Source organism: Bacillus sp. FSL P4-0334, assembly GCF_038004825.1.
GTDB lineage: Bacteria > Bacillota > Bacilli > Bacillales > Bacillaceae > Bacillus > Bacillus velezensis.
Genome location: NZ_JBBORX010000001.1, coordinates 315,027 through 341,831, shown reverse-complemented (window position 1 = coordinate 341,831; position 26,805 = coordinate 315,027). Strand labels below are relative to the sequence as shown.

Sequence of the window (26,805 nt, the reverse complement as noted above, 5' to 3'; positions counted from 1 at the left end):
ATAAGGTGGTTTTGAACAACTCATGAACAGTATTCAAAAAGAAACTGAAAAGAGCAATGCATCTAGGGACTGGTTGATTTATATCACAGTATCAGTAATCTTTTTAATAGCAGTATCGATATTTAGCTTTTTTGAGTCGGAAGTTGATTTTAACGTTATGGCTCTCCGATTATTTGATGCTTTGATCAGCTGTATCTTGGTTATAAACGGTCTTTATTTTATGCAGAAAAACAAAGGGATAGCGGTCGTTTCCTTCCTTTTAGGAATAATTAATCTAGGGATATTAGCTGTTCTTTTGTTTCGTTAAAGAAAGAAGAGCCCAGCTCATATTGATATGATCCCCTCATAGCAGACAGAAAAAAGAAAGCATACTGATCTGTCTGCAATGGAGGGGATTTTTTATGGGGAAAACACGTAAAACTTATGATATTCACTTTAAGAAAAAAGTTGTTGATCTTCGCCTAAATGATAGGATGGGTTATCAGACAGCTGAAGCAGTTCAAGAAGCAGTATGTAAATATATTCATTTTTACCAATCATCAACGGTTCCAAAAGAAGTGAAACAACCTGAGCCCATATCAATACAGGACTCAGGCTGCTTCGTGTCTTTTTAACACTGTCTGCTTGACAGGGGTCACTTCATTCGGCCGGGGTTTGTTTTTATATAAACGCGTTAATGATCATGATAAAACAGATTGCACTGACAGAAATAATCGTTTCCATCGCCGTCCATGTCAGGAATGTTTCTTTGACCGTCATTCCGAAATACTCTTTAATGAGCCAGAAACCGGAGTCATTGACATGTGACAGAATCAAAGAGCCCGCTCCCGTTGCCAATACGAGAAGCTCACTGCTGACGCCCGGCATGACAGATGCAATCGGTGCAACAATGCCGGCCGCCGTCATCATGGCGACAGTCGCTGAACCTGTGGCGACACGGATGACCGCCGCGATCGTCCAGCTTAAAAGAACGGGAGAGAAGCTTGAATGCTTCGCCATGTCAGCGATATACGTGCCGACGCCTGAATCAATCAGGACGTTGTTAAAAGCGCCGCCGGCTCCGATCACAAGCAGAATGGAAGCAATCGGTCCCAGACAGTCATTGCTGAATTTTAAAATGCTTTCTCTGTCAAAGCCCTGATAAAAACCAAGGCTGAAAAAGGAGTAAACCGTTGCGATTAAAAGCGCCGTGACAGGGTCGCCGATAAATTTAAAAGTTTCATAGAGCGTGCTTTTTTCCGGAAGCGCAATTTCGGCAAGCGTTGCCATAAGCATCAGGATCACCGGTACCAATATCGTAAACAATGTATTTGCGAATCCCGGAAGCTTGCGTTTTTCATTCCGTTCAATAAATTGTTTTTTCAACAGTTCGGGAACGGGTTTGTGAATGCGCTTACCAATCCATTTTCCGTAAAGCGGCCCCGCGATGATGGCAGTCGGAATCCCAACGATTAAAGAAAACAAAATCGTTTTTCCGACATTGGCGTGATAAATGCCGACAGCCGCCATCGCCGCCGGGTGGGGCGGAACCAATCCGTGCACGACGGAAAGTCCCGCAAGGAGCGGAATTCCGATCGTCACTAATGAAACCCCGGTTTCAATCGCAATCGTAAACAAAAGCGGCACGAGCAGGACGAAGCCGACCTGGAAAAAGACCGGGATGCCGACAATAAAAGCGACGGCCATCATCGCCCAATGCACTTTCTTTTTGCCGAAGCGGCCGATCAGGGTGTGGGCGATACGCTCCGCACCGCCTGATTCAGCCATCATTTTTCCGAGCATCGTACCGAGGGCCAGCACGATCGCAAGCAGCGACAGCGTATTGCCGAGCCCGGTTTTCATCGAAGCGATAATGTCCGGCAGATTCATGCCCGTTGCGAAACCGACAAGGATGGATGTAATCAAAAGACTGATAAACGGATTTAATTTAGCGACCGTAATCAATAAGAGTAAAACGATAATAGCGGCAATGACAATAAACAGTAACATGACCTTTTCACCCTTTCAAAGAAGAATTAACGGCTTTGTTTGAGCTGAAATTCACTGATGACGTCAAATTCATCTTTGAGCTTGTCATACAGCCGCTCGTATAAGTAAAACAGCTCAATATATGTTTCGCTGTTTTTGACGTTCGGTTCATGGCGGTGAGAAATTCTGATCCAGTCCTGAACATCCTCGATCCGTTCCATTTCGCCAAGGCTGTGCAAAGCGAGAACGGCCGCTCCGAGCGCCGAGGCTTCGTAACTTTCCGGAACGAGGACTTCCCGTCCCATCGTATCGGACAAAATCTGCCTCCACAGCGGCGACCTCGCAAATCCTCCCGAAGCCCGCACGTCTTTTGCGGGGCCCGCCAAATCTCTCAGTGCGACACCGATTGAAAAGACGCTCATGATGACGCCTTCCAGCACCGCTCTGATAAAATGCTCCCGTTTATGGCGGAGGCTGATGCCGAAAAACGTTCCGCGGGCATTCGGATTCCAAAACGGCGCGCGCTCCCCTGATAAAAACGGCAGAAACAGCAATCCCTCAGAGCCTGCGGGCACTTTATCAGCGATATCAATCATTAAATCATACGGATCAATGCCGAGCCGCTTCGCCGTTTCGACTTCCGGAGAAGCGAATTCGTCTCGAAGCCAGCGCAGCATAATGCCTCCGTTATTCGTCGGGCCTCCGATGACCCAATGCTTGTCAGTCAGCGCGTAACAGAATGTCCGCGCTTTTTCATCCGTAATCGGCGCATCCGTCACCGAACGCACGGCTCCGCTTGTTCCGATCGTAACGGCCACTTCGCCTTTGCCGATCGCGCCGACTCCAAGGTTGGCGAGCACGCCGTCATTTGCGCCGATAATAAACGGTGTATCCGCATGAATGCCCATCCGTGCAGCGATTTCCGGCGCAAGGCCGCGCAGCTGATGAGTGGTCGGCACGATGTCCGACAGCTGATCTTCCCGGATTCCGGCAATCCGGAGCGCTTCTTCATCCCAGGAAAGCGTATCTAAACGGAACAGCCCTGTTGCCGAAGCGATCGAATAATCGACGACATAAGTCCCGAAAAACTCGTGCAGAATATATTCTTTAATACTGATGAATTTGGCGGTTTTCGCGAATGTCTCCTTGTCCTGTTCTTTCATCCACACAATTTTGGAAAGCGGAGACATCGGGTGAATCGGCGTACCCGTTCTTTTATAAATATCAAAACCGTTCATCTCTTTTAAAATCCGTTTTGATTGCTCGGCGCTGCGGTTGTCCGCCCAAATGATGCTTTTGGTCAGCAGGCCGCCGTTTTGATCGACAGCTATCAATGAGTGCATGGCGGTGCTGATGCCGATTGCAAGCAGATTGTCAGGGCTCAGTCCGGCCTTTGTGACGGCGCCCCTGATGCTTCCGATAACCGCTTCCAGAATGTGCTCAGGATCCTGCTCGGCCCATGCCGGCTTTGGCTGTATTAAATCATAGTGAACCGAATGCTTGGCTAATACTTTGCCTCTTGGTCCGAACAGAACGGCTTTCGTACTGGTCGTGCCGATATCCAGACCGATAACAGCTTGGGTTTCCTTCATAATATATCCCGCCTAATCTGATTGAATAATAAGATAGATTAATAATGTATGCCCTTACAAAGTCAATTATAGGAATAATTTTTTTATAAATCAACGATGAAGAAGAAAATTTTTTTCATAAAATTGCCTCAATTCCCGCTGTATCGGCATTCTCTCTTTTGAAAAATAAATATTACAAACGTTTGTGCGCGATCATTTTTCTGATTTGCTGCAAGTTGGCGAGCGTTTTCTCCTGCCGCAGCCGGGCCGTGGCGAAATACAGTGTATCAATGACCGACAGCTGGGCAAGCCTTGCGGACATTGCTTCCGTTCTGAAAGCCGTCTCCCTTGTTGATGTATACAGCACCACGTCGGAAATCTGGGTGAGCGGCGACTTTTGGTAGCTTGTAATGCCGATCGTGCCGGCGCCGAGCGATTTGGCCGTTTTCACCGCGTCGAGCACGTCCTTGTTGCTTCCCGAATGAGAAATGCCGATGACTGCGCTTTCGGGACCGAGAAGACCCGCTGACATCGCCTGAAAGTGAGAATCCGTGTGCGCGATGCAATTTATACCCGTACGCATAAATTTATGATATGCGTCTGTGGCGATCAGTCCGGAACCGCCGTTTCCGTAAAATTCGATTCTGTCCGCGCGGTGGATCATTTCTACCGCTTTTTCAACGTCGGCCGGATCTAATAAATGAAAGGTATCGGTCAGACCGGAAATGTTTGTGCGGAAAACTTTCCGGATGATGACTTCGATATCGTCGTCGGGGCTCATTTCTTCATGAATGTGCTGCACCGGCTCCTGAACGATCTCCTGAGCAAGCGCGATTTTTAAATCCTGATAGCCGGAAAAACCGAGCCGTTTGCACAGCCTGAAAATCGTCGCTTCAGAGCTTTTCGTTTTTTCCGCCAGCTGAATGATGGAAAGGTGAATCACGTCTTTCGGTTCCTTCACGATATGGTCTGCAATCGCTCTCAATTTTGGCGACAAACCTTTGCTGGCCGCCTGAATCTTCCCGATGCTGCTTGAATTCACAGGGGTCATGCTATAACCTCCCTACTCGAATGTAAACGCATACTTTTATGATAAAGCAAGTTCTGTCATAAGGGAATCAGGTTTTGCTTTCTTTACTGCAAATGAAAGAAAAGAGAAAAGTATATCGGGGACACCGCCTCAATGACACTTCATACATCCGATTTTTACAAAAACTGAAAAGTGCCGGTGCCCAAGTCGCCGGCCATAAGTCAAACACATGATGGAAAGCTGTCCTGCTACAGTCCGATTTCTAGTGAGTTGCCAGCGCTTGAAGTTCCAGATGAATTTCTTCAAATTAGTGTTCCGCCATTAGCAGTCAGTTCTTTATTAATTGGATTGATCAAAAGAGAAGGATCATTAAGCAGGAGAACACTTGAGAAGCACAGGTCTAATCAGCTTCTGGAGAAAAACTTCAAATTAATATAATAATCTAATTGCTCTGAAACGCGTACCATACATTATACTTTCAATGATTTTTAAACTCTGAGGAGGAAATTCACATGAAAGTAATTGCAATTGACTTAGATGGCACGCTGTTATCAGAGAACTTAACTATCCAAGAACAAGATGTAAGAGCTTTAAAGCTCGGACAAAAACAAGGTCATCTTGTAACAATCGCTACAGGGAGAGCTTTATTTGATGCAAAACACATCATCAATAAATATGATTTGGATTTTCCGATTATTGCTTCAAACGGCGCTCAAATTGATGTGGGAAATCAGGTAATATTCGAACATTTTATGGATTCAGATGTAATCCAACCTATCATAACATGGTTAAATAAAGAGGAAATCTATTATCAGCTTTACTTATCTGACAAAATTGTCGTATCAAATCAAGGAATTCAGCAGCTTGAAAAAGAACTTTACAATACGGTAATGGAAGAACCTCATTTTAATCAAGAAGTATTTTGGAGTTCTATTAAAGCTCAAATCCATCAATACGGGTTAGAGGAAATACCGGGTACAATTGACCCTATCGATTATCGGTATGTCATAAAATGTATGATCGTTTCGCCAAACCAAAGAAAATTAAAAAAAGCTAAAGAATATTTTGGACAACTGAAGGAGTGTGCCGTAACGAGTTCAGGAGCATTCAATCTTGAAATCACAAGTGCAGGAGTAGATAAAGGAGCGTCATTAAATAAACTTTGTGAACATTATGGAACGGATGCGCAGAATGCAATCGCAATAGGTGATAATTTAAATGATCTGCCTATGTTTCATGCAGCAGGAATAGGGATAGCCATGGGAAATGCAGATAAGAAGCTTATTCAATTGGCTGCTTTTAAAACGTTATCGAATGATGAGTGTGGTGTATCTTATGCTTTTGATCATTACATTCTGACGAAAGAAGAAGACCCTAAACCGCGGAGTATACAGCCATGAGCCATTTTGTGAAAAGATGTTTAATCTATATTGTCGGATTGTTTATTTTATCCGTAGGGGTTGTATGTATGATTAAATCTAATACCGGGATTGCCCCCTGGGATGCTCTAAACGTGGCTTTATCAGAACTCATTGGCCTTACAATCGGGTCATGGGTTTTCATTGTCGGAGGAATCCTTATCTTTATAAACAGCCTCATAAAAATGCGGTTTCCTAATCTAGCCGGTTTTATTCCGATTGTTATTATTGGAAGTTTTGTTGACCTTTTAAACTTAAAGGTTCTTTCGTTCTTAAAAACAGATTCTGTAATTCTTCAATGGAGTTTATTTTTGATAGGGTTGTGTATATTGGCTATGGGAATCGCTATTTATTTAAGAGCATCTTTTCCTTCGATACCGAATGATGAATTAATGTTGGCTATTACTGAACGCACAGGTTGGGGTATTAATATTACAAAGACGATAGGGGAAGCTTTAGCTTTTGTGCTTGCAATCATTCTTCAGGGGCCGATTGGGATAGGAACCATCATTGTGTTGCTATGTCTGGGGATATTAGTAGGTTTATTTGACAAACTATTACACAAGATGGGGAAGCCCCGTTCTATTTATAGTGTGGGACATGAAGGCGCACATATTCATGCAGGCCATGATAAAACTATTCATTAAATGCTTTTTTCCCCTTGTGTTATTCAGTGTGAAATCCTGATAACGCTGTCTAAGAAGGAGTAACAGTAATGACAAACATTACAGAGATAGCAAAGAAAGCGAACGTTTCTCGGACAACAGTTTCCAGAGTTCTCAATAATCATCCTTATGTAAAACCTGAGAAGCGGGACGCTGTGTTAAAAGCTATGAAGGAATTAAATTATGTACCAAATTTCAACGCGATTAACCTATCCAGGGGGAAGACAAATGTATTCGGAGTCATTGTTCCTAAAATCAACCATCCGTTTTTCAGTAAACTGATTGCCGGAATAGGCGAAGAGTGTAATAAACATAATTATAGTTTACTTGTGCACCAATCAAATAACGATCCTGAACAAGAAATGGAGTTTTTTAACAGATTGAAATACAAACTGATTGACGGTCTTATTTTGGGATCCTGTGTAAGCCCCCATCACGTACTCGACGAGATATCTGAGTTTGGCAATATTGTTTCCTGTGAAGCTTCTGCAAGCAAACAGGTTGCACATATATTTATTAATCATGAGTCAGGAATCAAAATGGCAATTGATCATCTGCGAAATCAAGGACATCAATCCATTGGTCTGTGTATAGGAAATCCTAAGAGCGGTGTTGGCATAAGCAGAAAAAAATCATTTTTTCACTTTCAAAATGAATACGGATTGAAATGGAGTGATAATTGGTACTTTGAGGAACAGTACACTATTGAGAATGGTATAGAAATAGCAAAATTATTACTAAATAAGTCACCTCGTCCTGAGGCAATGGTTGTAGGAAGTGATTATGTTGCGGCAGGGATCATTTATGAAGCGAAAAGACAGGGAATACGAATACCTGAAGAACTGGCGGTTATAGGATTTGATAATCAGCCGATATCTAAGGTAATAGAACTTTCAACGATACATCAACCTATTAAAGAGTTGGGACAAACAGCAGCAAATTTATTATATAACTTAATGAATAACAAAGATGTCCCCAATATAAATAAGTTGAACCTAAAACTTATGAAAAGAAAGTCAACTTAAAAAGACCACTTTATGGTGGTCTTTTTTGCTTAGCGCAGAATTAGCTCTGGGGCAGGCGCTTTGAAATGAGCTCTTTTTTTCGTTTCATCTATAAAACTGAAGGGCTTCATGGATAGGTTTTCAAGTTCATTTAGGAAATGACAAGCTTTTAATGGCACAAATGATGTCATATTCCATACAACTTTCTCATTAAAACCTATAGCACGAATATTATGCATAAGCCGATCAATTGTGTAAGACCCTGCTGCTACATACCCTTTTCCTTGATACCACAGATTATTCCCTTCAATTTTCTCCAGTGATTGGCCGCACATGGAATCTGTGTCAATGCGATCTGTCATTGCTATAATACCCTTAGAGCCAACAAGTTCTACAACCCGCCGTGCAACTTCTAAGTCTACATGTTCACTATCAAAATTCATACAAATGGTTAATAAACCTTCTTTCGCGGCTCTCATCAAAGTACCGGGAACTTCTCCGACAAGTGTGTTTATATTATCTATGTTCCATTTATCTAACCGAGCATCTTTTAACCCCTCTAATCTATGTACTCTTTCTTGGGGCGTTCTCCAGGTGTGTTTAAAATTGTTCGGCATATCATTAAACAAATGATCTGTTAAAACGGCATCTGATCCAGTGTAATTGCTGCGTTTTTGCGCTGTATCTATAACTTTCATTATAAGTTCAGAGGTTTCCTCCGGGTATGCTTTTTGGAAGTGACCCAGCGCCGGTTTTACTCCAGCCTCCACAAGTGTATCTACAATCCATTCTAAACTCGGATGTTCTTCGGTGATATATTTCTTTAGATAGGAGTTTTCAGTCATAGCATCTGGGGACAGTACAGTATAAATAAGACCGTATTCTCCGCAAGAAGCGATCTTTTCCCATTCTTCTTTTAAGGGTGCCCAATTCCCTTTTTCCGGTGTGCCTGCAAAGCTGGCCAATAATGGTCCTTCTAGTGAAATACCTAAAATATTACGGTAACGTCCCTTTCTCTTTTGTGTATGGAACTCTTTCATAAAGGCTGCAAATTGATCTAATTGATTATGAGGAAGAAAAATAGAGGGTACACAGAAAATCCCTTCTATTTCAGCTAGTGTATTGATCTTTTCAATATCTAATTGATCTAAATTGCTAAAATCATAGTGACCGATTCCATGACAATGAAATTCTACTGGAAGAGATGGAACTAAATAAGAACCTGATTTCTTGAAAATTCCTTCTCCTCCAATGTCGAAGTTCAGCCATTCGTTATTACTATAGGTTATATCAGCGATTTTCATTACTCCATTTGTTTCAAGGTAAGCTGGGCTATTAAATGATGTGCTAGACTGCATAGGAAACTCCTCCTGGAAATGTTTATTTAGTATTCAGTGAAGACACATCATCATCTTAAAGTATGAAACCCGTACCATATCAACCTTTTATTATCAATTTTTGTAAAAATATAGGTTTTTTATTCAACTTTCTACACCTGATGTTCTCGTTATTGTTATTTGTATCCTGAAAATCTCCTTTAAACACTCAAAAACACTAGCTGTAACGCCACAAATGCTTCTATACTGTTTCGTGTTACTCCAACTAGTGTTCTCCACGAGTTTAATTTGTGGAATTGGTTTCATGTCAATAGCTTTAATAAATGGAATATGACTTCCGGGTATAGAACCTTGTGGAGTCATTGGAGTTGAACGATTAGAAATGATATGCAGTTACTAAGCTGGGATACCAGCATAAGAGTAAAACCTTTCATATTTCTGCTAACTTTTTGCCGCTCAGTCCATATATCGTAGAAAACCTTTCGTCGGAATTTCTGTTTGAACAATATACATAAAGTGCTGATTACGCTATATTAGGGGCCGGCTCACCCCGCATATGAATATAAACATGGTCAGTCAAAATGTCTTAAATAGGTGATAAGAAAACCAGCGGAAAAAATTAGTATTGACTTTGAAAATAGAAGACTGTATATTATGTTACTATATTCAGAAAATAAAAACTCAAGAGATTCATTTAACATAAAACACTGTGAACGGGAGCAGTAAAAGAATCCAATCAGAAAAAGAGAGCCGCGGGTTGGTGCAACGCGGACTGATTGTTCTTTGAACTCGCCCGGAAGTGGCAGGGCGGAACGGAATTATCGAAATATTCCCTATGTCCTAACGGCTGACCTTCGTTAAAAGGTTTTTAAGCTGGATTCCGGATATTCGGGATCAACAAGAGTGGTACCGCGGCTGCCTGAGGCACGCCGTCTCTTTTCTAAAAAGAGGCGGCGTGCTTTTTTATGTGATGAACACTTTTTGCGAGAGGGCGTGTGATAGATGGAAAAGGACAAGCAAACGTTAAAACGGACGATGTCGTCCAGACACATTATGATGATGGCGCTTGGAGGCGCAATCGGGGCCGGGCTCTTTAAAGGCAGCAGCACGGCGATTGATGAAGCGGGGCCGTCCGTGCTGCTGGCCTACCTCCTCGGCGGAATCATTCTGCTGTTTATTATGCAGGGGCTGGCCGAAATGGCTGTCAGAAACAAACATGCAAGGACGTTCCGTGATTTGGTTCAGCAGTCTCTCGGGTCGTACGCTGCATACTTTTTAGACTGGATCTATTGGAAAATGTGGGTGCTCAATATTGCCGCTGAGGCGGTCGTAGCCGCCATTTTCATTCAATATTGGCTGCCGGAATGTCCGATATGGATATTGGCTTTGATCATTTCCATCGTGGTGACGGTCGTAAACATGCTTTCTGTGAAACTGTTTGCCGAGACGGAGTACTGGCTCGCGCTCATTAAAATTACAGTGATTGTCATCTTTATTTTATGCGGGATTCTGCTTTTATTTTTCTCATTCGGCAATCACACGGCGCCGGGGCTGTCTCATTTAACGGATCACGGAGGGTTTTTCCCGCATGGAGCGGGGGGGGTCATTACGGCGATGCTCGTCGTGATCTACTCATACGGCGGAACGGAAATCATCGGCGTCACGCTGGCGGAGACAAAAAACCCCGAAAAGGTGATCCCGAAAGCTGTCCGAAGCACGTTAACGCGGATTGTCGCTTTTTACTTGCTGCCGTTTTTCATCATCGTCAGCCTGATTCCTTGGAATCAAGTCAACAGTGTTCCCGAAAGCCCGTTTGTCATAGTATTTAAGATGATCGGGATTCCGGGTGCCGACCATATTATGAATGCCGTCATTCTTCTTGCGATTATCTCGTCTATGAACTCGGGACTGTACGGATCATCCCGCGTCTTGTTTACACAGGCTTCTGACGGCCGGTTGCCGAAAATCTTTTCAAAACTGTCGAAGAAAAAGGTTCCCGTTTATGCGATTCTGACTTGTACGTCATTTTTATATGTAGGCGTCCTGATTTCTTTATTCGCAGGAAGCCAGACGTTTAATTATTTGATGGGTTCCCTCGGCTATACCGTGCTGTTCATCTGGCTGATTATCGGATTCGCCCATTTGAAATCAAGAAAACATTCAACAGAACAGCCGGCTTATTACGTCAAATGGTTCCCGTACACGACATGGTTTGCGGTGCTTGCGCTTTTGGCCATCCTGATCGGCGTAATTGCGACGACATCCATTGTCATCACATGCATCACTGCGGCCATCTATCTCCTCATTACGGCTGCGTATCTCGTGAAAGGGAGACGACAATAAATAAAAAAACTCTTGCCCCGCGGCAAGAGTTTTTTTAATGAACGGCCTTTTTTTCTGCGGCCAGAGCAGGTGTTTTCAGTTTCTTCGGTGTTATATTCACAAAACAAATGCTTGTGACGATCAGAAGCAGTCCGGCTAAAAGGCTGACGGTCAGCGGCTCATGCAGGAATATCGAGCTGACGGTAATGGATATGAGCGGGATCAGGAAGGTGTAAGAGGCAACCTTGCTTGCTTCCCCTGAACCGACAAGCGTAAAAAAGGCGAGCCAGCCGAGCGCGATAACAAAAACTGAAATGAACAGAAGGCTGAGAATGAACGGAGCTTTCCATTGAATCGCTGAAAAGCTTTCTGAAAAATGGCCGGAGCTGACAAGCAGCACGCCGCCGATCAGAAGCTGCAGAGCGACCATCCAGATAGAGTCCGCGCGTCCGCCCGTTCTTTTCACATATACCGTGCCGAGCGCCCAGCTGACCGCAGAGCCTAAGGCCAAAAGAATGCCGGCGATGGAAATATGGCCTCCGAAACCGGCTGCGCTGATGACGGCGACACCGGCAAAGCCCAGAATAAGACCGGCTATTTTTAAAGGATACATCGATTCCCCGAGCCACAGCCAAGAAAAAACGCCCATTAACACCGGCTGGAAAAACACGATGGCTGAAAATAAGCCGGCAGGCAGGTAATTCAAGCCGACCGTTTGCAGGCCGTAAAATAAAGTAATATTTAAAATGGCAGAAATAAGATAGATCGGCCACGTTTCTTTAAAACGCAGCTTTTTAAAACGGGGCAACGCCACCATTAATAATAGAAGTCCGCCGATCAGCGTGCGGATTCCGGCAAACAGAAGAGGCGGCGAATAGGCAAGCGCGGCTTTTGTCAGCGGCCAGTTAATTCCCCACACCGTGACTAGAAACGCCAGCATAAGAGCCGTCTGTATTTTCGAAAGCTGTTTCACGTCGTTCACTCCTTGTAGAACAATTCCATCATATGATACGGTAATCAGTAAGATAAATAAAATGAATCTTTTTTATAAGGAGCATAAGTAAAACGTTATGACGATTACACAACTGCGGGTTTTTGTTCAAATCGCTGAAACGGGAAGCTTTACAAAAGCGGGGCAGGCGCTGAATATGACGCAGCCCGCCGTCAGCCATGCCATCTCTGCGCTTGAGTCAGAGCTCGGCATCAAGCTGATCGTCCGCGAGCGCCGCAACGGCGTAAGGCTCACGGACACGGGCGGAAAAATTCTCGTCCATATCAGAGAGGTGCTCAAAGGGATAGAAAAAGCCGAGCAGCTGGCGGCCGCGGAAAGAGGGCTTGAACAGGGAACGATTCACATCGGCACATTTCCGGCCGCTTCCGCTTATTTCATTCCAAAGCTGATCAGCGTGTTTAAAAAACGGTATCCGAAGCTTGAGTTGGTGCTTCATGAAGGAACGGTTAACGAAGTAAAGGAATGGCTCCGCTCCCGGGTAATAGATGTGGGTATCACTCTTTTTCCTACGGAAGACATGGAATATCTGCCGCTGAAAAAAGATAAAATGGCCGTCGTGCTTAGAAATGATCATCCGCTTTGCAGCTGTGAGTCAATCACTCTGAAAGATCTTGACCGCCAGCCGATGATCATCTGTGACGGAGGATACGAATCACCGTTTATTGATATGTTTAAGGAGGCAGGATCTGTGCTGACTGCCGCATTCACTGTTTACAACGTCAATACGTCCATCAGCATGATCAAAGAGGGGCTGGGAATTGCGATATTATCACAAATGTCTATGTCGGGAATATCGCTGCCGGAAAATGTCGTGACAAGAGAACTCAATCAGGCGGTGTACCGAGATGTTCTGCTTGCCGTTCCTTCTATAAAGGAGGCTTCATTGGCGGCAAAACTTTTTATTCAAATCGCGCAGGAACTCACAAAGAACGAATAAAAAAAGACCCTAATAATCATAGGGCCCTGAATCTTATCGGTTAATTTTAAAAGAGTTTGTCGTATTGACAAGTTTTGAACCGCTGAACGTGGCTTTGACACGATAATAACCTGTCTTGCATCCTTTTAAAGAGAATGACTTAGTCACCCTTACTGAGAAAGAAAAGGTTGTTTTTTTACAAGTCGTCCATTTCTTTCCGGACTTTCGCTGTAAGTATAGGTTTCCTTTAAAAGTTCGATCTGACGGATACGCTGTACTGAGAGTAAAATCGACACTTTTCGCTTTTTTCGTGTAGTAGGAGGCATCGGTAAATCCGCTTACATTTAAATGCTGCTGAGTGCCGGAGTAAAAGTCTGCGGCATATGCCTTATCGGTGTTTCCTGTAAAGAAGATTGCTGCCAGTAAAGCTGTTGTGAGTGCCATTAAGATTTTTTTACGCATATAGACAATGACTTCCTTCCTATTCAATATCATACATATCTTAACATTATTGGGTTTGTTCTTTCAACGATAGATTTTCACTTTTATAGGATGAAAAGCTCATCATATCTGAATGTAATAGATTCATTCATACAGAGTTCACTAGTGACGACCGCTGACTGATTGTTCGAATATCATCGAATCAAATTGTTTAACTCACGGGAAAAGCTGTGGTAAGGTGTGTGGTAGAGACCTTGTTTAAGATCTGCTTACACTAAACCATAAAGGAGAAAACGATGGCTGAACATACATTGAAAGATACTGCGTTTTCCGTATTGAATTTATCGCCGGTCGTACAGGGGGGAACGGTTGCTGAATCGTTCCGCAACAGCATGGATTTAGCGCGCCGCGCCGAGGAGTGGGGCTATAACCGCTATTGGCTTGCGGAGCATCATAATATAGAAGGAGTTGCCAGCTCGGCAACGGCGGTGCTGATCGGCCACATCGCCGGCGGCACGAAAAAAATCCGCGTCGGTTCTGGGGGTATTATGCTGCCGAATCATTCTTCACTTGTGATCGCGGAGCAATTCGGAACCCTTGAAACGTTATATCCGGGGCGGATTGACCTGGGGCTCGGACGCGCGCCGGGGACCGACCAATTAACGGCCAGAGCCTTACGAAGAAACATAAACAGCGGGGAAGATTTTCCGGAGCAGCTTGAAGAATTGAGAAATTACTTCAAACCGTCCGGCAATGTGCGCAATCAAGTCCGCGCCATTCCGGGCGAAGGGCTGGACGTGCCGATCTGGCTTCTGGGCTCAAGCGGATTCAGCGCGCGTCTTGCGGGAGAGCTCGGGCTTCCGTTCGCCTTTGCGGCTCACTTTTCACCGAAAAACACCGTGCCCGCCCTCGAGCTGTACCGCAGCTCCTTCCGTCCGTCAGACGTACTGGATCAACCGTACGCGATGGTCGGCGTCACCGTCATTGCCGCCGATACGGATGAAAAGGCGGAGCATCTGGCAACATCGCATTATCAAAGATTTTTAGACCTCGTCCGCGGCACGCCGAACCAGCTGAAGCCTCCTGTTGAAGACATGGATCAAATCTGGTCGCCGTATGAAAAAGCGATGGTCAATGAACAGCTCAGTTCAACGATCGTCGGCGGACCGGAGCGTGTGAAGGAAAAGCTGGAAAGCTTCATCCGGACAACACAGGCGGATGAAATCATGGTGAATTCAGAAAGCTTTGAGCATGCCGACAGAATGAGATCATTTGAAATCATTGCCGAATTAAAAAACAGCTGAGCAAAAAAAGCAATGTGCCGCGCACATTGCTTTTTTTATTCGCCGATCCGCTTGACTGAATTCCGGATGACGAGTTCCGGTTCATACACGACGTCGTCCTTCTTCGGTTTTTTATGTTCTAAGCAGTCGATGACGTATTTTGCCGCCGCTTTCCCCATAATGGATTTCGGATGCTTGACAGAGGTGAGCTTCACCTCGGAAATCTGGGCGAAATGTGAATCGTCATAGCCCATGACCGATACGTCATCAGGTACCTTTAACCCGAATTCCCTGAGAAGATTAATCGTCTTCAGCGCAATTTCGTCATTGTAGCAAAGAATGGCCGTCGGGTGTGATCCGCTGTTTTGCTCAAGGGTATGCTTAATTTTTTGGAGAAGCACGGTTTCTTTTTCTTCAGTCGTGTAAGTGACGATCATGTCCGGAGACGGGAAAATCCCGCGCTCCCGATGCGCCTGCAGATAGCCGTTCATCCGTTTGACGCCCTGCGTGTCATCCGCTTTAAAGATTCCCATAATGTGCGTGTGGCCGAGGGACATGACGTATTCGCAAGCCATCATGCCGCCTTTGACATCATTGACGGAAAAGCTTGGTGCGGCCAGCTCCGCATAAGAGGCGTTAATCATGGCAAACGGAATGCCGTTTTTCTCCAGATTGAGATAGTAGCCGATGTTGGGCGTCTGCAGCGCGCTTTTCGTAGGCTCGACAATCAGCCCGTCTATATTTTTGGACAGCAGGTTTTCAAGACCGCGCCGCTCACTTTCTGTATTGTTGTTGGTGCTCGTCAGCAGCATGGAATAGCCCTGTTCGCTTAAATAAGATTCGATTCCCCTGATGATGCTCGGGAAAATATAGTCTGATATGTACGTTGTAATGACGCCGATCGTTTTGTTTGAATGCATGGCTGATTTCGCCGTGCGTGAAGCGACAAAGGTGCCTCCGCCCTGAACGCTGTACAGCAGCCCCTGCGAGACCAAATCTCCGATCGCCTTTCTGATGGTATGGCGGCTGACGCCGAACTGCTGCATCAGCTCATTTTCCGTAGGCAGCTTTTCGTCCGGCTGTATTTTTCCCTGATTCAGCCATGAACAAATTTCTTCTTTTACTTGAGCATATTTCGGTAGCATATCAATTCCTCCAAAATGTATACGGACAAATTCCAGTATAACATAGTAAGCCCTTTCATCAAGCTGTAAAAATAATTGACAGATTATGAAAAACTGCTTATTCTTTATTTGTACGTACTAATTTCCCTTATTTTTAGATAAAATTCTTTATAAGTACGTACAAATGTGGCGGTTCTGAAGAAAACAAAGCAACATCAAGCGCCGCACTCAGATTTGTAAGCGTTTTTATTCTATTATTCGCGGGAGGGTAAAATTCATGAAGAATCACCCGGCACCAATTGGCTCAAATGTACCTGTCACTCGGCAGCATTCCAAGTGGTTTGTCATTCTCATCTCATGCGCGGCCGGACTGGGAGGGCTTTTGTACGGTTATGACACGGCGGTGATTTCCGGCGCTATCGGTTTCCTGAAAGATTTGTACCGCTTAAGTCCTTTTATGGAAGGGCTCGTGATTTCAAGCATTATGATCGGCGGTGTTTTCGGCGTCGGGATTTCCGGATTTTTGAGTGACCGTTTCGGACGGAGAAAGATTTTGATGGCAGCGGCGCTGTTGTTTGCGGTGTCAGCGGTTGTCTCTGCGCTTTCTCAAAGTGTGTCTTCCTTAGTGATCGCCAGAGTCATCGGCGGTCTGGGAATCGGCATGGGCTCCTCGCTTTCTGTCACGTATATTACCGAAGCGGCTCCGCCGGCCATACGCGGCAGTCTGTCTTCACTGTATCAGCTGTTTACGATATTAGGGATATCCGGCACTTATTTTATTAACCTTGCCGTCCAGCAGTCCGGCTCGTATGAATGGGGGGTGCACACCGGCTGGCGGTGGATGCTCGCTTACGGCATGATTCCGTCCGTCATCTTTTTTATCGTACTGCTTATCGTGCCGGAAAGTCCGCGCTGGCTTGCGAAAGCGGGGCGCCGGAATGAAGCCCTCGCCGTGCTGACGCGCATTAACGGCGAGCAGACCGCGAAAGAAGAAATCAAACAAATCGAAACGTCTTTACAATTAGAAAAAATGGGGTCATTGTCTCAGCTGTTTAAACCGGGGCTGAGAAAAGCGCTTGTGATCGGGATTCTGCTGGCTTTATTCAATCAGGTCATCGGCATGAACGCAATTACGTATTACGGGCCGGAAATTTTCAAAATGATGGGCTTCGGACAGAATGCGGGGTTTATCACGACATGCATCGTCGGTGTCGTTGAAGTGATTTTCACCATTATCGCGGTTCTTTTAGTCGATAAGGTGGGCCGGAAAAAGCTGATGGGGGTCGGATCTGCCTTTATGGCGCTGTTCATGATCTTAATCGGGGCATCCTTTTATTTTCAGCTGGCGAGCGGTCCGGCTTTAGTCGTCATCATATTGGGATTCGTCGCCGCTTTCTGCGTATCAGTCGGGCCGATTACGTGGATCATGATTTCGGAGATCTTTCCGAATCACCTCCGCGCACGCGCCGCCGGTATTGCGACGATATTCTTATGGGGGGCCAACTGGGCGATCGGCCAGTTCGTGCCGATGATGATCAGCGGGTTAGGGCTCGCGTACACCTTCTGGATATTCGCCGTCATTAATATTCTCTGTTTCTTGTTTGTCGTGACGATCTGCCCTGAGACGAAAAATAAATCATTAGAAGAAATAGAAAAACTCTGGATAAAATGAAAGCGTTTTACGACAAAAGTCCGCTCCGGCGGGCTTTTGTCTGTCACCTTCATTCCGTTTCTGTATATAATGACTGTATAAAGGAGATACTGGTAAATCCTGCGAAGAATGTCGAGGAATTGACCTTTAACAGTTGAATTAACAAAGTCATCCTGTTAAAATAATTAAAGAAAGCAGACATAATTTTTTTTGGCTATGATGGGACGTTTTTTGTCATAGCGGGACATTTTCTGTCCAGTATGAATAGGAAGGAACGTTTGAGTCATGAACCAGTTAATACAAGCTCAAAAAAAATTATTGCCTGATCTTTTGCTTGTGATGCAGAAAAGATTTGAAATCTTGCAGTATATCAGGCTTACCGAACCGATCGGCCGCAGAAGTCTTGCAGCCAGCCTCGGATTGACCGAGCGCGTTCTCAGAAGCGAGGTTCAGTTTTTGAAAGAACAGAATCTCATCGATATTAAAACAAACGGCATGACAATGACGGAAGAGGGCTATTCACTGCTTTCGATTCTGGAAGATACGATGAAGGATGTTTTAGGGTTGACGCTTTTGGAAAAGACATTAAAAGAGCGGCTTAATCTGAAAGACGCCATTATCGTTTCCGGTGACAGCGATCAATCTCCTTGGGTCAAAAAAGAATTAGGGAGAGCGGCCGTTGCATGTATGAAAAAGAGATTTTCAGGCAAAAATATCGTCGCTGTAACCGGCGGTACGACAATTGAAGCCGTCGCCGATATGATGACGCCGGATTCAAAAAACCGCGAGCTCCTGTTTGTGCCCGCAAGAGGCGGTTTAGGCGAAGATGTGAAAAACCAGGCGAACACCATATGCGCGCATATGGCGGAAAAGGCTTCAGGCACTTATCGGCTTTTGTTCGTTCCCGGACAGCTGTCACAAGGCGCCTACTCATCTATTATTGAAGAACCTTCCGTAAAAGAGGTGCTTCACACGATTAAATCAGCGAGTATGCTCGTTCACGGAATCGGCGAAGCTAGAACAATGGCGGAGCGAAGAAACACGCCTTTGGAAGATTTGAAGAAAATAGATGACAATCATGCGGTGACAGAGGCATTCGGCTACTACTTTAATGCGGACGGAGAAGTCGTTCACAAGGTGCATTCAGTCGGAATGCAGCTTGATGACCTCGATGCCATTCCCGACATTATCGCGGTAGCGGGCGGATCATCAAAAGCAGAAGCAATCGAAGCTTATTTTAAAAAGCAGCGAAACACGGTTCTCGTCACGGACGAAGGAGCCGCAAAGAAGTTATTAAGGGATAACAGTCCCTCAATATAAATATCTCTCACTTATTTAAAGGAGGAAATAATCATGGCAGTAAAAGTCGGTATTAACGGTTTTGGTCGTATTGGACGTAACGTATTCCGCGCAGCATTAAACAATCCTGAAGTTGAGGTAGTAGCGGTTAACGATTTAACAGACGCTAACATGCTTGCTCATCTTTTACAATATGATTCCGTACACGGAAAATTAGATGCAGAAGTTAAAGTTGACGGCAGCAACCTTGTTGTTAACGGCAAAACAATCGAAGTTTCTGCTGAGCGCGATCCTGCGAAACTCAGCTGGGGCAAACAAGGCGTTGAAATCGTAGTTGAATCTACTGGTTTCTTCACAAAACGCGCAGACGCTGCGAAACATTTAGAAGCAGGCGCGAAAAAAGTTATCATCTCTGCACCTGCTAACGAAGAAGATATCACAATCGTTATGGGTGTTAACGAAGACAAATACGATGCGGCTAACCACCATGTTATCTCTAACGCATCTTGCACAACAAACTGCCTTGCGCCGTTTGCAAAAGTACTTAACGACAAATTCGGCATCAAACGCGGTATGATGACAACTGTTCACTCTTACACAAACGATCAGCAAATTCTTGATCTTCCGCACAAAGACTACCGTCGTGCGCGTGCAGCAGCTGAAAACATCATTCCTACATCAACTGGTGCTGCTAAAGCAGTTTCCCTTGTTCTTCCTGAACTGAAAGGCAAACTGAACGGCGGAGCTATGCGTGTGCCGACTCCAAACGTTTCTCTTGTTGACCTAGTTGCTGAACTGAACAAAGACGTAACGGCTGAAGATGTAAACGCAGCTCTTAAAGAAGCGGCTGAAGGCGATCTTAAAGGAATCCTTGGCTACAGCGAAGAGCCATTAGTATCCGGAGACTACAACGGCAATGCTAACTCTTCTACAATCGATGCTCTTTCTACAATGGTTATGGAAGGCAGCATGGTAAAAGTAATCTCTTGGTACGATAACGAAAGCGGCTACTCTAACCGCGTTGTTGACCTTGCAGCTTACATCGCAAAACAAGGTCTTTAATTCATAGCTCCCGGAAAGGGCCGGACTTGGTTCTTTCGGACAGAAACGCTATAATGAAAGCGGACAAGGGAAGGGGACGGACTCCCTTTCCCTTTTTCCATGAGAACCGGCTTTCAGAAAGCGCCGGATTGCTGCAGAACGTCCGCGTTTTGAAGTTTCCGCGGCACTTTCGTTTTCTGAGCCGCCTGCCCTGGCTCAGAAGACGATCTGCCCCGTGCCCGGAAGCTGCAATCTGCCCCGCGGCGGAAGCATCATGAGGCGGTTTCACGTTTCACGTTTTTCGTGCTATGCAAACCATTTTGAAGGAGGATCTCCTAAGGCATGAATAAAAAAACAGTAAAAGACATCGACGTAAAAGGCAAAGTCGTATTCTGCCGCGTTGACTTTAACGTTCCAATGAAAGACGGGGAAGTAACAGACGATACTCGTATCCGCGCTGCGCTTCCAACAATCAAACACCTTGCAGACCAAGGCGCGAAAGTCCTTCTTGCGAGCCACTTAGGCCGCCCGAAAGGCGAAGTGGTTGAGGAGCTTCGTTTAACTCCTGTCGCTGCACGCTTAGGCGAACTGCTCGGCAAAGAAGTGAAAAAAGCGGATGAAGCTTACGGCGATGCTGTAAAAGCACAAATTTCTGATATGAAGGACGGAGACGTTCTTGTATTGGAAAACGTACGTTTCTACCCTGGTGAAGAGAAAAACGATCCTGAGCTTGCTAAAGCATTTGCTGAGCTTGCGGATGTATATGTCAATGACGCATTCGGTGCTGCCCACCGTGCTCACGCATCTACAGCCGGAATTGCCGAGCATCTGCCGGCGGTTGCAGGATTCCTGATGGAAAAAGAGCTTGACGTTCTCGGCAAAGCCGTGACAAATCCTGAGCGCCCGTTTACGGCAATCATCGGCGGCGCGAAAGTAAAAGACAAAATCGGCGTAATCGAAAGTCTGCTTGATAAAGTGGACAACTTGATCATCGGCGGAGGTCTTGCTTACACATTCGTAAAAGCGCTTGGTTATGAAGTCGGTAAATCTCTTCTTGAAGAAGATAAAATCGAACTTGCAAAATCATTCATGGACCGCGCGAAAGAAAAAGGCGTTAAATTCTATATGCCGGAAGACGTTCTCGTTGCTGATGATTTCTCTAACGATGCAAACGTCCAAATCGTGCCGATCTCTGAGATCCCAAGTGATTTAGAAGCGATCGACATCGGAACGAAAACCCGCGAAACGTACGCTGAAGTTATCAAAAACAGCAAACTTGTCGTATGGAACGGACCGATGGGCGTATTCGAAATCGACTTGTTCGCTCAAGGCACAAAAGCAGTGGCTGAAGCATTGGCAGAGGCAAACGATACATACTCTGTCATCGGCGGAGGAGACTCTGCGGCAGCCGTTGAAAAATTCGGCCTTGCTGACAAAATGAGCCATATCTCAACAGGCGGCGGCGCATCCCTTGAATTCATGGAAGGCAAAGAGCTTCCAGGTGTAGCTGCGCTGAACGATAAATAAAAACTGCTATAAGGAAGTGGAACAGATGAGAAAACCAATTATAGCCGGTAACTGGAAAATGAACAAAACACTCGGCGAAGCTGTCAGCTTCGTTGAAGAAGTGAAATCTTCCATTCCAGCAGCAGACAAAGCGGAAGCCGTTGTTTGCGCACCAGCTCTTTTCTTAGAAAAGCTGACTTCTGCTGTTAAAGGAACTGACCTGAAAGTCGGCGCCCAAAACATGCATTTTGAAGAAAACGGTGCGTTCACAGGTGAAATCAGCCCGGTCGCTCTGAAAGACCTTGGCGTGGATTACTGCGTCATCGGCCACTCTGAGCGCCGTGAAATGTTCGCTGAAACTGATGAAACAGTTAACAAAAAAGCGCATGCCGCTTTCAAACACGGCATTGTGCCGATCATTTGCGTAGGTGAAACGCTTGAAGAGCGCGAAGCCGGAAAAACAAATGATCTTGTTGCCGATCAAGTGAAAAAAGGTCTTGCGGGTCTTTCTGAAGAGCAAGTTGCTGCTTCTGTTATTGCGTACGAGCCAATCTGGGCAATCGGAACAGGCAAATCTTCTACAGCGAAAGATGCTAACGACGTCTGCGCGCATATCCGTAAAGTCGTTGCTGAAAGCTTCAGCCAGGAAACTGCTGACAAGCTCCGCATTCAATACGGCGGCAGCGTAAAACCTGCAAATATTAAAGAATATATGGCAGAGTCCGATATTGACGGTGCTTTGGTCGGCGGCGCAAGCCTTGAACCGCAGTCATTCGTTCAATTATTGGAGGAAGGTCAATATGAGTAAAAAACCAGCTGCACTCATCATTCTTGATGGGTTCGGATTACGCAATGAAACAGTCGGAAACGCAGTCGCACAAGCGAAAAAACCGAATTTCGACCGTTATTGGAACCAATACCCTCATCAGACGCTGACGGCATCAGGCGAAGCAGTCGGACTGCCTGAAGGACAGATGGGGAACTCTGAAGTCGGTCATTTGAATATCGGCGCAGGACGTATTGTGTACCAAAGCTTAACACGCGTGAACGTTGCCATCCGCGAAGGCGAATTCGAACGCAATCAAACGTTCCTTGACGCCATCAAAAACGCGAAAGACAACGACAGAGCGCTGCACCTGTTCGGCCTTCTTTCTGACGGAGGCGTACACAGTCATATCAATCATTTATTCGCGCTACTGAAGCTTGCGAAAAGTGAAGGACTGACGAAGGTGTATATTCACGGTTTCCTCGACGGCCGCGATGTAGGTCCGCAAACGGCGAAAACTTACATTCAGCAGCTGAATGAGCAGATCGAAGAAATCGGTGTCGGCGAAATCGCCAGCATTTCCGGACGCTACTACTCCATGGACCGCGACAAACGCTGGGACCGTGTGGAAAAAGCGTACCGCGCAATGGCTTACGGCGAAGGCCCGTCTTACCGCAGCGCGATGGATGTAGTCGACGATTCTTATGCGAACGGCATTCATGATGAATTCGTCATTCCGTCCGTCATCACAAAAGAAAACGGTGAACCCGTTGCGAAAATTCATGACGGCGATTCTGTGATTTTCTATAATTTCAGACCAGACCGCGCCATCCAGATTTCAAACACGTTTACCAACAAAGATTTCCGCGATTTCGACCGCGGTGAAAATCATCCGAAAAACCTGTATTTCGTCTGCCTGACTCACTTCAGTGAATCTGTTGACGGATATGTGGCTTTTAAACCGGTAAACCTTGACAATACAGTCGGTGAAGTATTGGCACAGCACGGGTTAAAACAGCTTCGCATTGCAGAAACTGAAAAGTATCCGCACGTTACGTTCTTTATGAGCGGCGGCCGCGAAGAAGAATTCCCGGGCGAAGAGCGCATCCTCATTAACTCGCCGAAGGTCGCGACATATGACCTGAAGCCTGAAATGAGCGCGTATGAAGTGAAGGATGCTCTTGTAAAAGAAATCGCGGCTGACAAGCACGACGCGATCATCCTGAATTTTGCAAACCCTGACATGGTCGGCCACTCCGGAATGGTCGAACCGACGATTAAAGCAATTGAAGCAGTGGATGAATGCTTAGGCGAAGTGGTTGACGCCATCATCGCTAAAGGCGGACATGCCATCATTACCGCTGATCACGGTAATGCGGACATTCTGATTACAGAAACAGGCGAACCGCACACTGCCCATACGACAAACCCAGTCCCTGTCATTGTGACGAAAGAAGGCGTGACGCTGCGCGAAGGCGGAATCCTAGGCGACCTCGCACCAACGTTATTAGACCTTCTCGGTGTTGAAAAACCGAAAGAAATGACCGGAACATCTTTAATTCAAAAATAAGCGTAAATCAAAAGGAGAGACAAACTCATGCCATACATTGTTGATGTTTATGCACGCGAAGTCCTTGACTCCCGCGGCAACCCAACAGTTGAAGTTGAAGTATATACAGAAACAGGAGCTTTCGGCCGCGCATTAGTGCCAAGCGGAGCTTCTACAGGTGAATACGAAGCGGTTGAGCTTCGTGACGGCGACAAAGACCGTTACCTTGGAAAAGGCGTGTTAACTGCTGTTAACAACGTAAACGAAATCATTTCTCCAGAGCTTCTCGGCTTTGACGTAACTGAACAAAACGCAATCGATCAGCTTTTAATCGAGCTTGACGGAACTGAAAACAAAGGCAAACTCGGTGCGAACGCAATCCTTGGCGTATCTATGGCTTGTGCGCGCGCAGCTGCTGATTTCTTACAGATTCCTCTTTACCAATACCTTGGAGGATTCAACTCAAAAACGCTTCCTGTACCGATGATGAACATCGTAAACGGCGGAGAGCATGCTGACAACAACGTAGACATTCAAGAATTCATGATCATGCCTGTAGGCGCGCCTAACTTCCGTGAAGCGCTTCGCATGGGCGCTCAAATCTTCCACAGCCTGAAATCAGTTCTTTCTGCTAAAGGAATGAACACAGCTGTAGGTGACGAAGGCGGATTCGCTCCGAACCTTGGTTCTAACGAAGAAGCGCTTCAAACAATCGTTGAAGCGATCGAAAAAGCCGGCTTCAAACCTGGCGAAGAAGTGAAACTTGCGATGGATGCTGCATCTTCTGAGTTCTACAACAAAGAAGACGGCAAATACCATCTGTCTGGCGAAGGCGTTGTGAAAACATCTGCTGAAATGGTTGACTGGTACGAAGAAATGGTTTCTAAATACCCAATCATCTCTATCGAAGACGGACTTGACGAGAACGACTGGGAAGGCCACAAACTTCTTACAGAGCGTCTTGGCAAAAAAGTTCAGCTTGTCGGAGACGACCTTTTCGTTACAAACACGAAAAAGCTTGCTGAAGGTATCAAAAACGGCGTAGGCAACTCTATCCTGATCAAAGTAAACCAAATCGGTACATTGACTGAAACGTTCGATGCGATCGAAATGGCGAAACGCGCGGGCTACACTGCCGTTATCTCTCACCGTTCAGGTGAAACTGAAGACAGCACAATCGCTGACATCGCTGTGGCAACTAATGCAGGACAAATCAAAACAGGTGCTCCGTCCCGTACGGACCGTGTTGCGAAATACAACCAGCTTCTTCGCATCGAAGATCAGTTGGCTGAAACTGCTCAATACCACGGTATCAACTCTTTCTATAACTTGAATAAGTAATGGAATGGACGCCGGGAGATATTCTCCCGGCGTTTTTTTATGCTCCCGGGCTTTTCCCTCCTTTTTCATCATCTTCATTTGGTCAATAATATTCATTTTTCCCCTTTTTAAAGGAATCAGTGTTCTTCAATCGAAAGGGAAGAGGTGTTAATAAGAGGAGGGATTATGATGAAATTTTCATTTATGTCAGCCGCGGTGGCAGCAAGCGTCATATGGGGCGCGTCTGCCGGGCCGCTGTCCGAAACTCATGCTTATTCAGCCGTGGCCGCGCCGGTTTTTGATGCTGATGAGGCATTGGACACGATGCATGATCTGAGTGAAACCATCGGACCGCGGGAAACCGGAACTGCGAAAGACAAGGAAGCGGCTGAATACATATCGAATCGCCTGCGGGCTCAGGGCGCCAGTGTCAAAGTACAGTCATTTCCATTGAAAAAGTACTTTTCAGGTTCAGTCACAGCGGGAGATCATGAATTCCCGCTCCGCTCCGCTGATCAATCCGCTGTTGAAAAAGAGCTGAGAATTGAGGGAGGGATTTTTGACGGCGGCTGCGGATCACGCGATGACGTAACAGGAGCCAAAGGAAAGATTGCAGTGATACGCGAAGGAAAGATCCCCGTTTCTCAAAAGATCAAACATGCCGAACAAGCGGGAGCCAAAGCAGTCATTATTTATAATCAGACAACAAAACCGCTCGCCGTCCGTCCGCATACCGATAAAGGAATCACGATACCGGCGGCGGGTATGAAAAAAGAAGACGGTGAAGCACTGCTGCAGGAAAAGCAGGCAGTCATTCAATTTAAAAACTATAAAAACCGCACCTCACAAAATATTATAGGAACGCGCAAAGCGGCACAGGCCAACTCTTCTGATGCTGATATTATTTATGTCACAGCGCATTATGACAGCGTAAAAGGCGCGCCCGGAGCGGATGATAACGCCTCAGGCACATCTGCCGTTCTGGAAATCAGCAAGCAACTCAAACACATACCGAAAGACAAAGAGATCCGCTTTATCCTGTTCGGTGCAGAAGAATTATGGTCTGCGGGTTCATCTTATTACGTCAGTACACTCACGAACAATGAAAGAAAGCACAGCCAGGCCAATTTTAATGCCGATATGATTGCGACTGACTGGGAAGAAGCGAGTCAAATGTGTGTCACGACTCCTGACGGCAAGGAAAACCCGAGCGTCCGGTATGCTGAAAAAGCCGCTGAAAAATCCCGGTTGGTCAAGCCAAACCTGATTCAGCTCGGTTACTCAGACCATGTCTCTTTTTATGAAGCAGGGATTCCGTCGGCTAACTGGATTTGGCTCAGCCCCGATACACAGGAGCCGGGGCCCTGGTATCACACTGAGAATGATAATATGAAACACATCAGCAAAGAACGATTAGAGAAAGCGGGATCACTCGTTTCTGCGGCTGTAACTGAGGCAGTGAAAGAATAAAAAACAGGCTTCGGCCTGTTTTTTTATTATTTTCTGTATATTCTCTCAATTAAGGGAGATTTTCTCACTCGTTACCAGATATATACCATTTGACAGGATTTTATTTTACAAA

The 26,805-nt window shown here is 45.7% G+C and carries 23 protein-coding genes and 1 other annotated feature; of the genes, 16 read left to right on the top strand and 7 right to left on the bottom strand.

Annotation, left to right across the window (positions count from 1 at the left end; genetic code table 11):
• Positions 1-22 precede the first annotated feature (22 nt).
• Together NSQ37_RS01745 and NSQ37_RS01740 are read left to right on the top strand one after the other, a co-directional pair.
• Positions 23-307: a hypothetical protein gene (locus tag NSQ37_RS01745; RefSeq protein WP_045208953.1), complete on the top strand. Its 285-nt coding sequence runs from the start codon at positions 23-25 to the stop codon at positions 305-307.
• 94 nt (positions 308-401) lie between these two features.
• Positions 402-614, top strand: a complete 213-nt coding sequence (locus NSQ37_RS01740; RefSeq protein WP_060562545.1) for a hypothetical protein — start codon at positions 402-404, stop codon at positions 612-614.
• A gap of 46 nt (positions 615-660) precedes the next feature.
• Here the strand turns inward: NSQ37_RS01740 and NSQ37_RS01735 are convergent, their stop codons facing one another.
• From NSQ37_RS01735 to NSQ37_RS01725, 3 genes are all read right to left on the bottom strand, one after another.
• The gene (locus NSQ37_RS01735) at positions 661-1,989 is read right to left on the bottom strand and encodes a GntP family permease (RefSeq protein WP_007407373.1); all 1,329 of its coding nucleotides are present in this window, start codon (positions 1,987-1,989) and stop codon (positions 661-663) included.
• A 26-nt stretch (positions 1,990-2,015) separates the two neighbouring features.
• Entirely contained in the window at positions 2,016-3,560 is a 1,545-nt protein-coding gene (gene gntK / locus NSQ37_RS01730) for a gluconokinase (RefSeq protein WP_007407372.1), read from the bottom strand.
• Between the two features lie 172 nt (positions 3,561-3,732).
• Positions 3,733-4,590: a MurR/RpiR family transcriptional regulator gene (locus tag NSQ37_RS01725; RefSeq protein WP_015240624.1), complete on the bottom strand. Its 858-nt coding sequence runs from the start codon at positions 4,588-4,590 to the stop codon at positions 3,733-3,735.
• Between the two features lie 491 nt (positions 4,591-5,081).
• Here NSQ37_RS01725 and NSQ37_RS01720 point away from each other — a divergent pair, with 491 nt between their 5' ends.
• The 3 genes from NSQ37_RS01720 (at position 5,082) to NSQ37_RS01710 (ending at position 7,677) form a co-directional block, all read left to right on the top strand.
• The gene (locus NSQ37_RS01720) at positions 5,082-5,969 is read left to right on the top strand and encodes a Cof-type HAD-IIB family hydrolase (RefSeq protein WP_015240623.1); all 888 of its coding nucleotides are present in this window, start codon (positions 5,082-5,084) and stop codon (positions 5,967-5,969) included.
• Positions 5,966-6,634 (top strand): YczE/YyaS/YitT family protein, encoded by a 669-nt coding sequence (locus NSQ37_RS01715; protein WP_063094168.1) that lies wholly within the window; start codon positions 5,966-5,968, stop codon positions 6,632-6,634. Before NSQ37_RS01720 ends, NSQ37_RS01715 begins: the two co-directional genes overlap by 4 nt.
• Positions 6,635-6,702: 68 nt before the next feature.
• Positions 6,703-7,677, top strand: a complete 975-nt coding sequence (locus NSQ37_RS01710) for a LacI family DNA-binding transcriptional regulator (protein WP_341123131.1) — start codon at positions 6,703-6,705, stop codon at positions 7,675-7,677.
• Between the two features lie 29 nt (positions 7,678-7,706).
• Here NSQ37_RS01710 and NSQ37_RS01705 read toward each other — a convergent pair whose 3' ends face one another.
• Complete coding sequence (locus tag NSQ37_RS01705) at positions 7,707-9,014, bottom strand: N-acetylglucosamine-6-phosphate deacetylase (protein WP_038459911.1); 1,308 nt, start codon at positions 9,012-9,014, stop codon at positions 7,707-7,709.
• A gap of 679 nt (positions 9,015-9,693) precedes the next feature.
• Positions 9,694-9,933 (top strand) — a binding site (T-box leader).
• 62 nt (positions 9,934-9,995) lie between these two features.
• Here NSQ37_RS01705 and NSQ37_RS01700 point away from each other — a divergent pair.
• A complete protein-coding gene (locus NSQ37_RS01700) occupies positions 9,996-11,336 on the top strand; it encodes an amino acid permease (RefSeq protein ID WP_007407366.1) in 1,341 nt (446 codons plus the stop codon).
• Between the two features lie 34 nt (positions 11,337-11,370).
• On the opposite strand, the gene NSQ37_RS01695 is transcribed toward NSQ37_RS01700, so the two are convergent.
• Positions 11,371-12,288 (bottom strand): DMT family transporter, encoded by a 918-nt coding sequence (locus tag NSQ37_RS01695; protein WP_032876372.1) that lies wholly within the window; start codon positions 12,286-12,288, stop codon positions 11,371-11,373.
• A 97-nt stretch (positions 12,289-12,385) separates the two neighbouring features.
• Here NSQ37_RS01695 and NSQ37_RS01690 point away from each other — a divergent pair, with 97 nt between their 5' ends.
• On the top strand, positions 12,386-13,264 hold the full coding sequence (locus NSQ37_RS01690) for a LysR family transcriptional regulator (RefSeq protein ID WP_007613879.1): 879 nt from the start codon (positions 12,386-12,388) through the stop codon (positions 13,262-13,264).
• Between the two features lie 33 nt (positions 13,265-13,297).
• On the opposite strand, the gene NSQ37_RS01685 is transcribed toward NSQ37_RS01690, so the two are convergent.
• A complete protein-coding gene (locus NSQ37_RS01685) occupies positions 13,298-13,705 on the bottom strand; it encodes a hypothetical protein (RefSeq protein ID WP_003151600.1) in 408 nt (135 codons plus the stop codon).
• 275 nt (positions 13,706-13,980) lie between these two features.
• Between NSQ37_RS01685 and NSQ37_RS01680 the strand changes: the two genes are divergently transcribed.
• On the top strand, positions 13,981-14,988 hold the full coding sequence (locus tag NSQ37_RS01680) for an LLM class flavin-dependent oxidoreductase (RefSeq protein WP_007613877.1): 1,008 nt from the start codon (positions 13,981-13,983) through the stop codon (positions 14,986-14,988).
• 35 nt (positions 14,989-15,023) lie between these two features.
• Here the strand turns inward: NSQ37_RS01680 and NSQ37_RS01675 are convergent, their stop codons facing one another.
• On the bottom strand, positions 15,024-16,112 hold the full coding sequence (locus tag NSQ37_RS01675) for a GntR family transcriptional regulator (protein WP_007409953.1): 1,089 nt from the start codon (positions 16,110-16,112) through the stop codon (positions 15,024-15,026).
• A gap of 256 nt (positions 16,113-16,368) precedes the next feature.
• Between NSQ37_RS01675 and NSQ37_RS01670 the strand changes: the two genes are divergently transcribed.
• The 8 genes from NSQ37_RS01670 (at position 16,369) to NSQ37_RS01635 (ending at position 26,693) form a co-directional block, all read left to right on the top strand.
• Entirely contained in the window at positions 16,369-17,763 is a 1,395-nt protein-coding gene (locus NSQ37_RS01670; protein WP_003151605.1) for a sugar porter family MFS transporter, read from the top strand.
• A gap of 264 nt (positions 17,764-18,027) precedes the next feature.
• Complete coding sequence (gene cggR / locus NSQ37_RS01665; protein ID WP_003151607.1) at positions 18,028-19,062, top strand: gapA transcriptional regulator CggR; 1,035 nt, start codon at positions 18,028-18,030, stop codon at positions 19,060-19,062.
• Between the two features lie 33 nt (positions 19,063-19,095).
• Positions 19,096-20,103 (top strand): type I glyceraldehyde-3-phosphate dehydrogenase, encoded by a 1,008-nt coding sequence (gap, locus tag NSQ37_RS01660; protein WP_003151611.1) that lies wholly within the window; start codon positions 19,096-19,098, stop codon positions 20,101-20,103.
• Between the two features lie 321 nt (positions 20,104-20,424).
• A complete protein-coding gene (locus NSQ37_RS01655; RefSeq protein ID WP_003151616.1) occupies positions 20,425-21,609 on the top strand; it encodes a phosphoglycerate kinase in 1,185 nt (394 codons plus the stop codon).
• Positions 21,610-21,634: 25 nt separating this feature from the next.
• Positions 21,635-22,396, top strand: a complete 762-nt coding sequence (gene tpiA / locus NSQ37_RS01650) for a triose-phosphate isomerase (RefSeq protein ID WP_003151618.1) — start codon at positions 21,635-21,637, stop codon at positions 22,394-22,396.
• Complete coding sequence (gpmI, locus tag NSQ37_RS01645; RefSeq protein ID WP_007409955.1) at positions 22,389-23,924, top strand: 2,3-bisphosphoglycerate-independent phosphoglycerate mutase; 1,536 nt, start codon at positions 22,389-22,391, stop codon at positions 23,922-23,924. The genes tpiA and gpmI overlap by 8 nt, the downstream gene beginning before the upstream one ends.
• 27 nt (positions 23,925-23,951) lie before the next feature.
• Positions 23,952-25,244, top strand: coding sequence for a phosphopyruvate hydratase (gene eno, locus NSQ37_RS01640; RefSeq protein WP_007409956.1), 1,293 nt, complete (start codon positions 23,952-23,954; stop codon positions 25,242-25,244).
• Between the two features lie 168 nt (positions 25,245-25,412).
• On the top strand, positions 25,413-26,693 hold the full coding sequence (locus NSQ37_RS01635) for a M20/M25/M40 family metallo-hydrolase (RefSeq protein ID WP_341123126.1): 1,281 nt from the start codon (positions 25,413-25,415) through the stop codon (positions 26,691-26,693).
• The last annotated feature ends 112 nt before the right edge of the window (positions 26,694-26,805 follow it).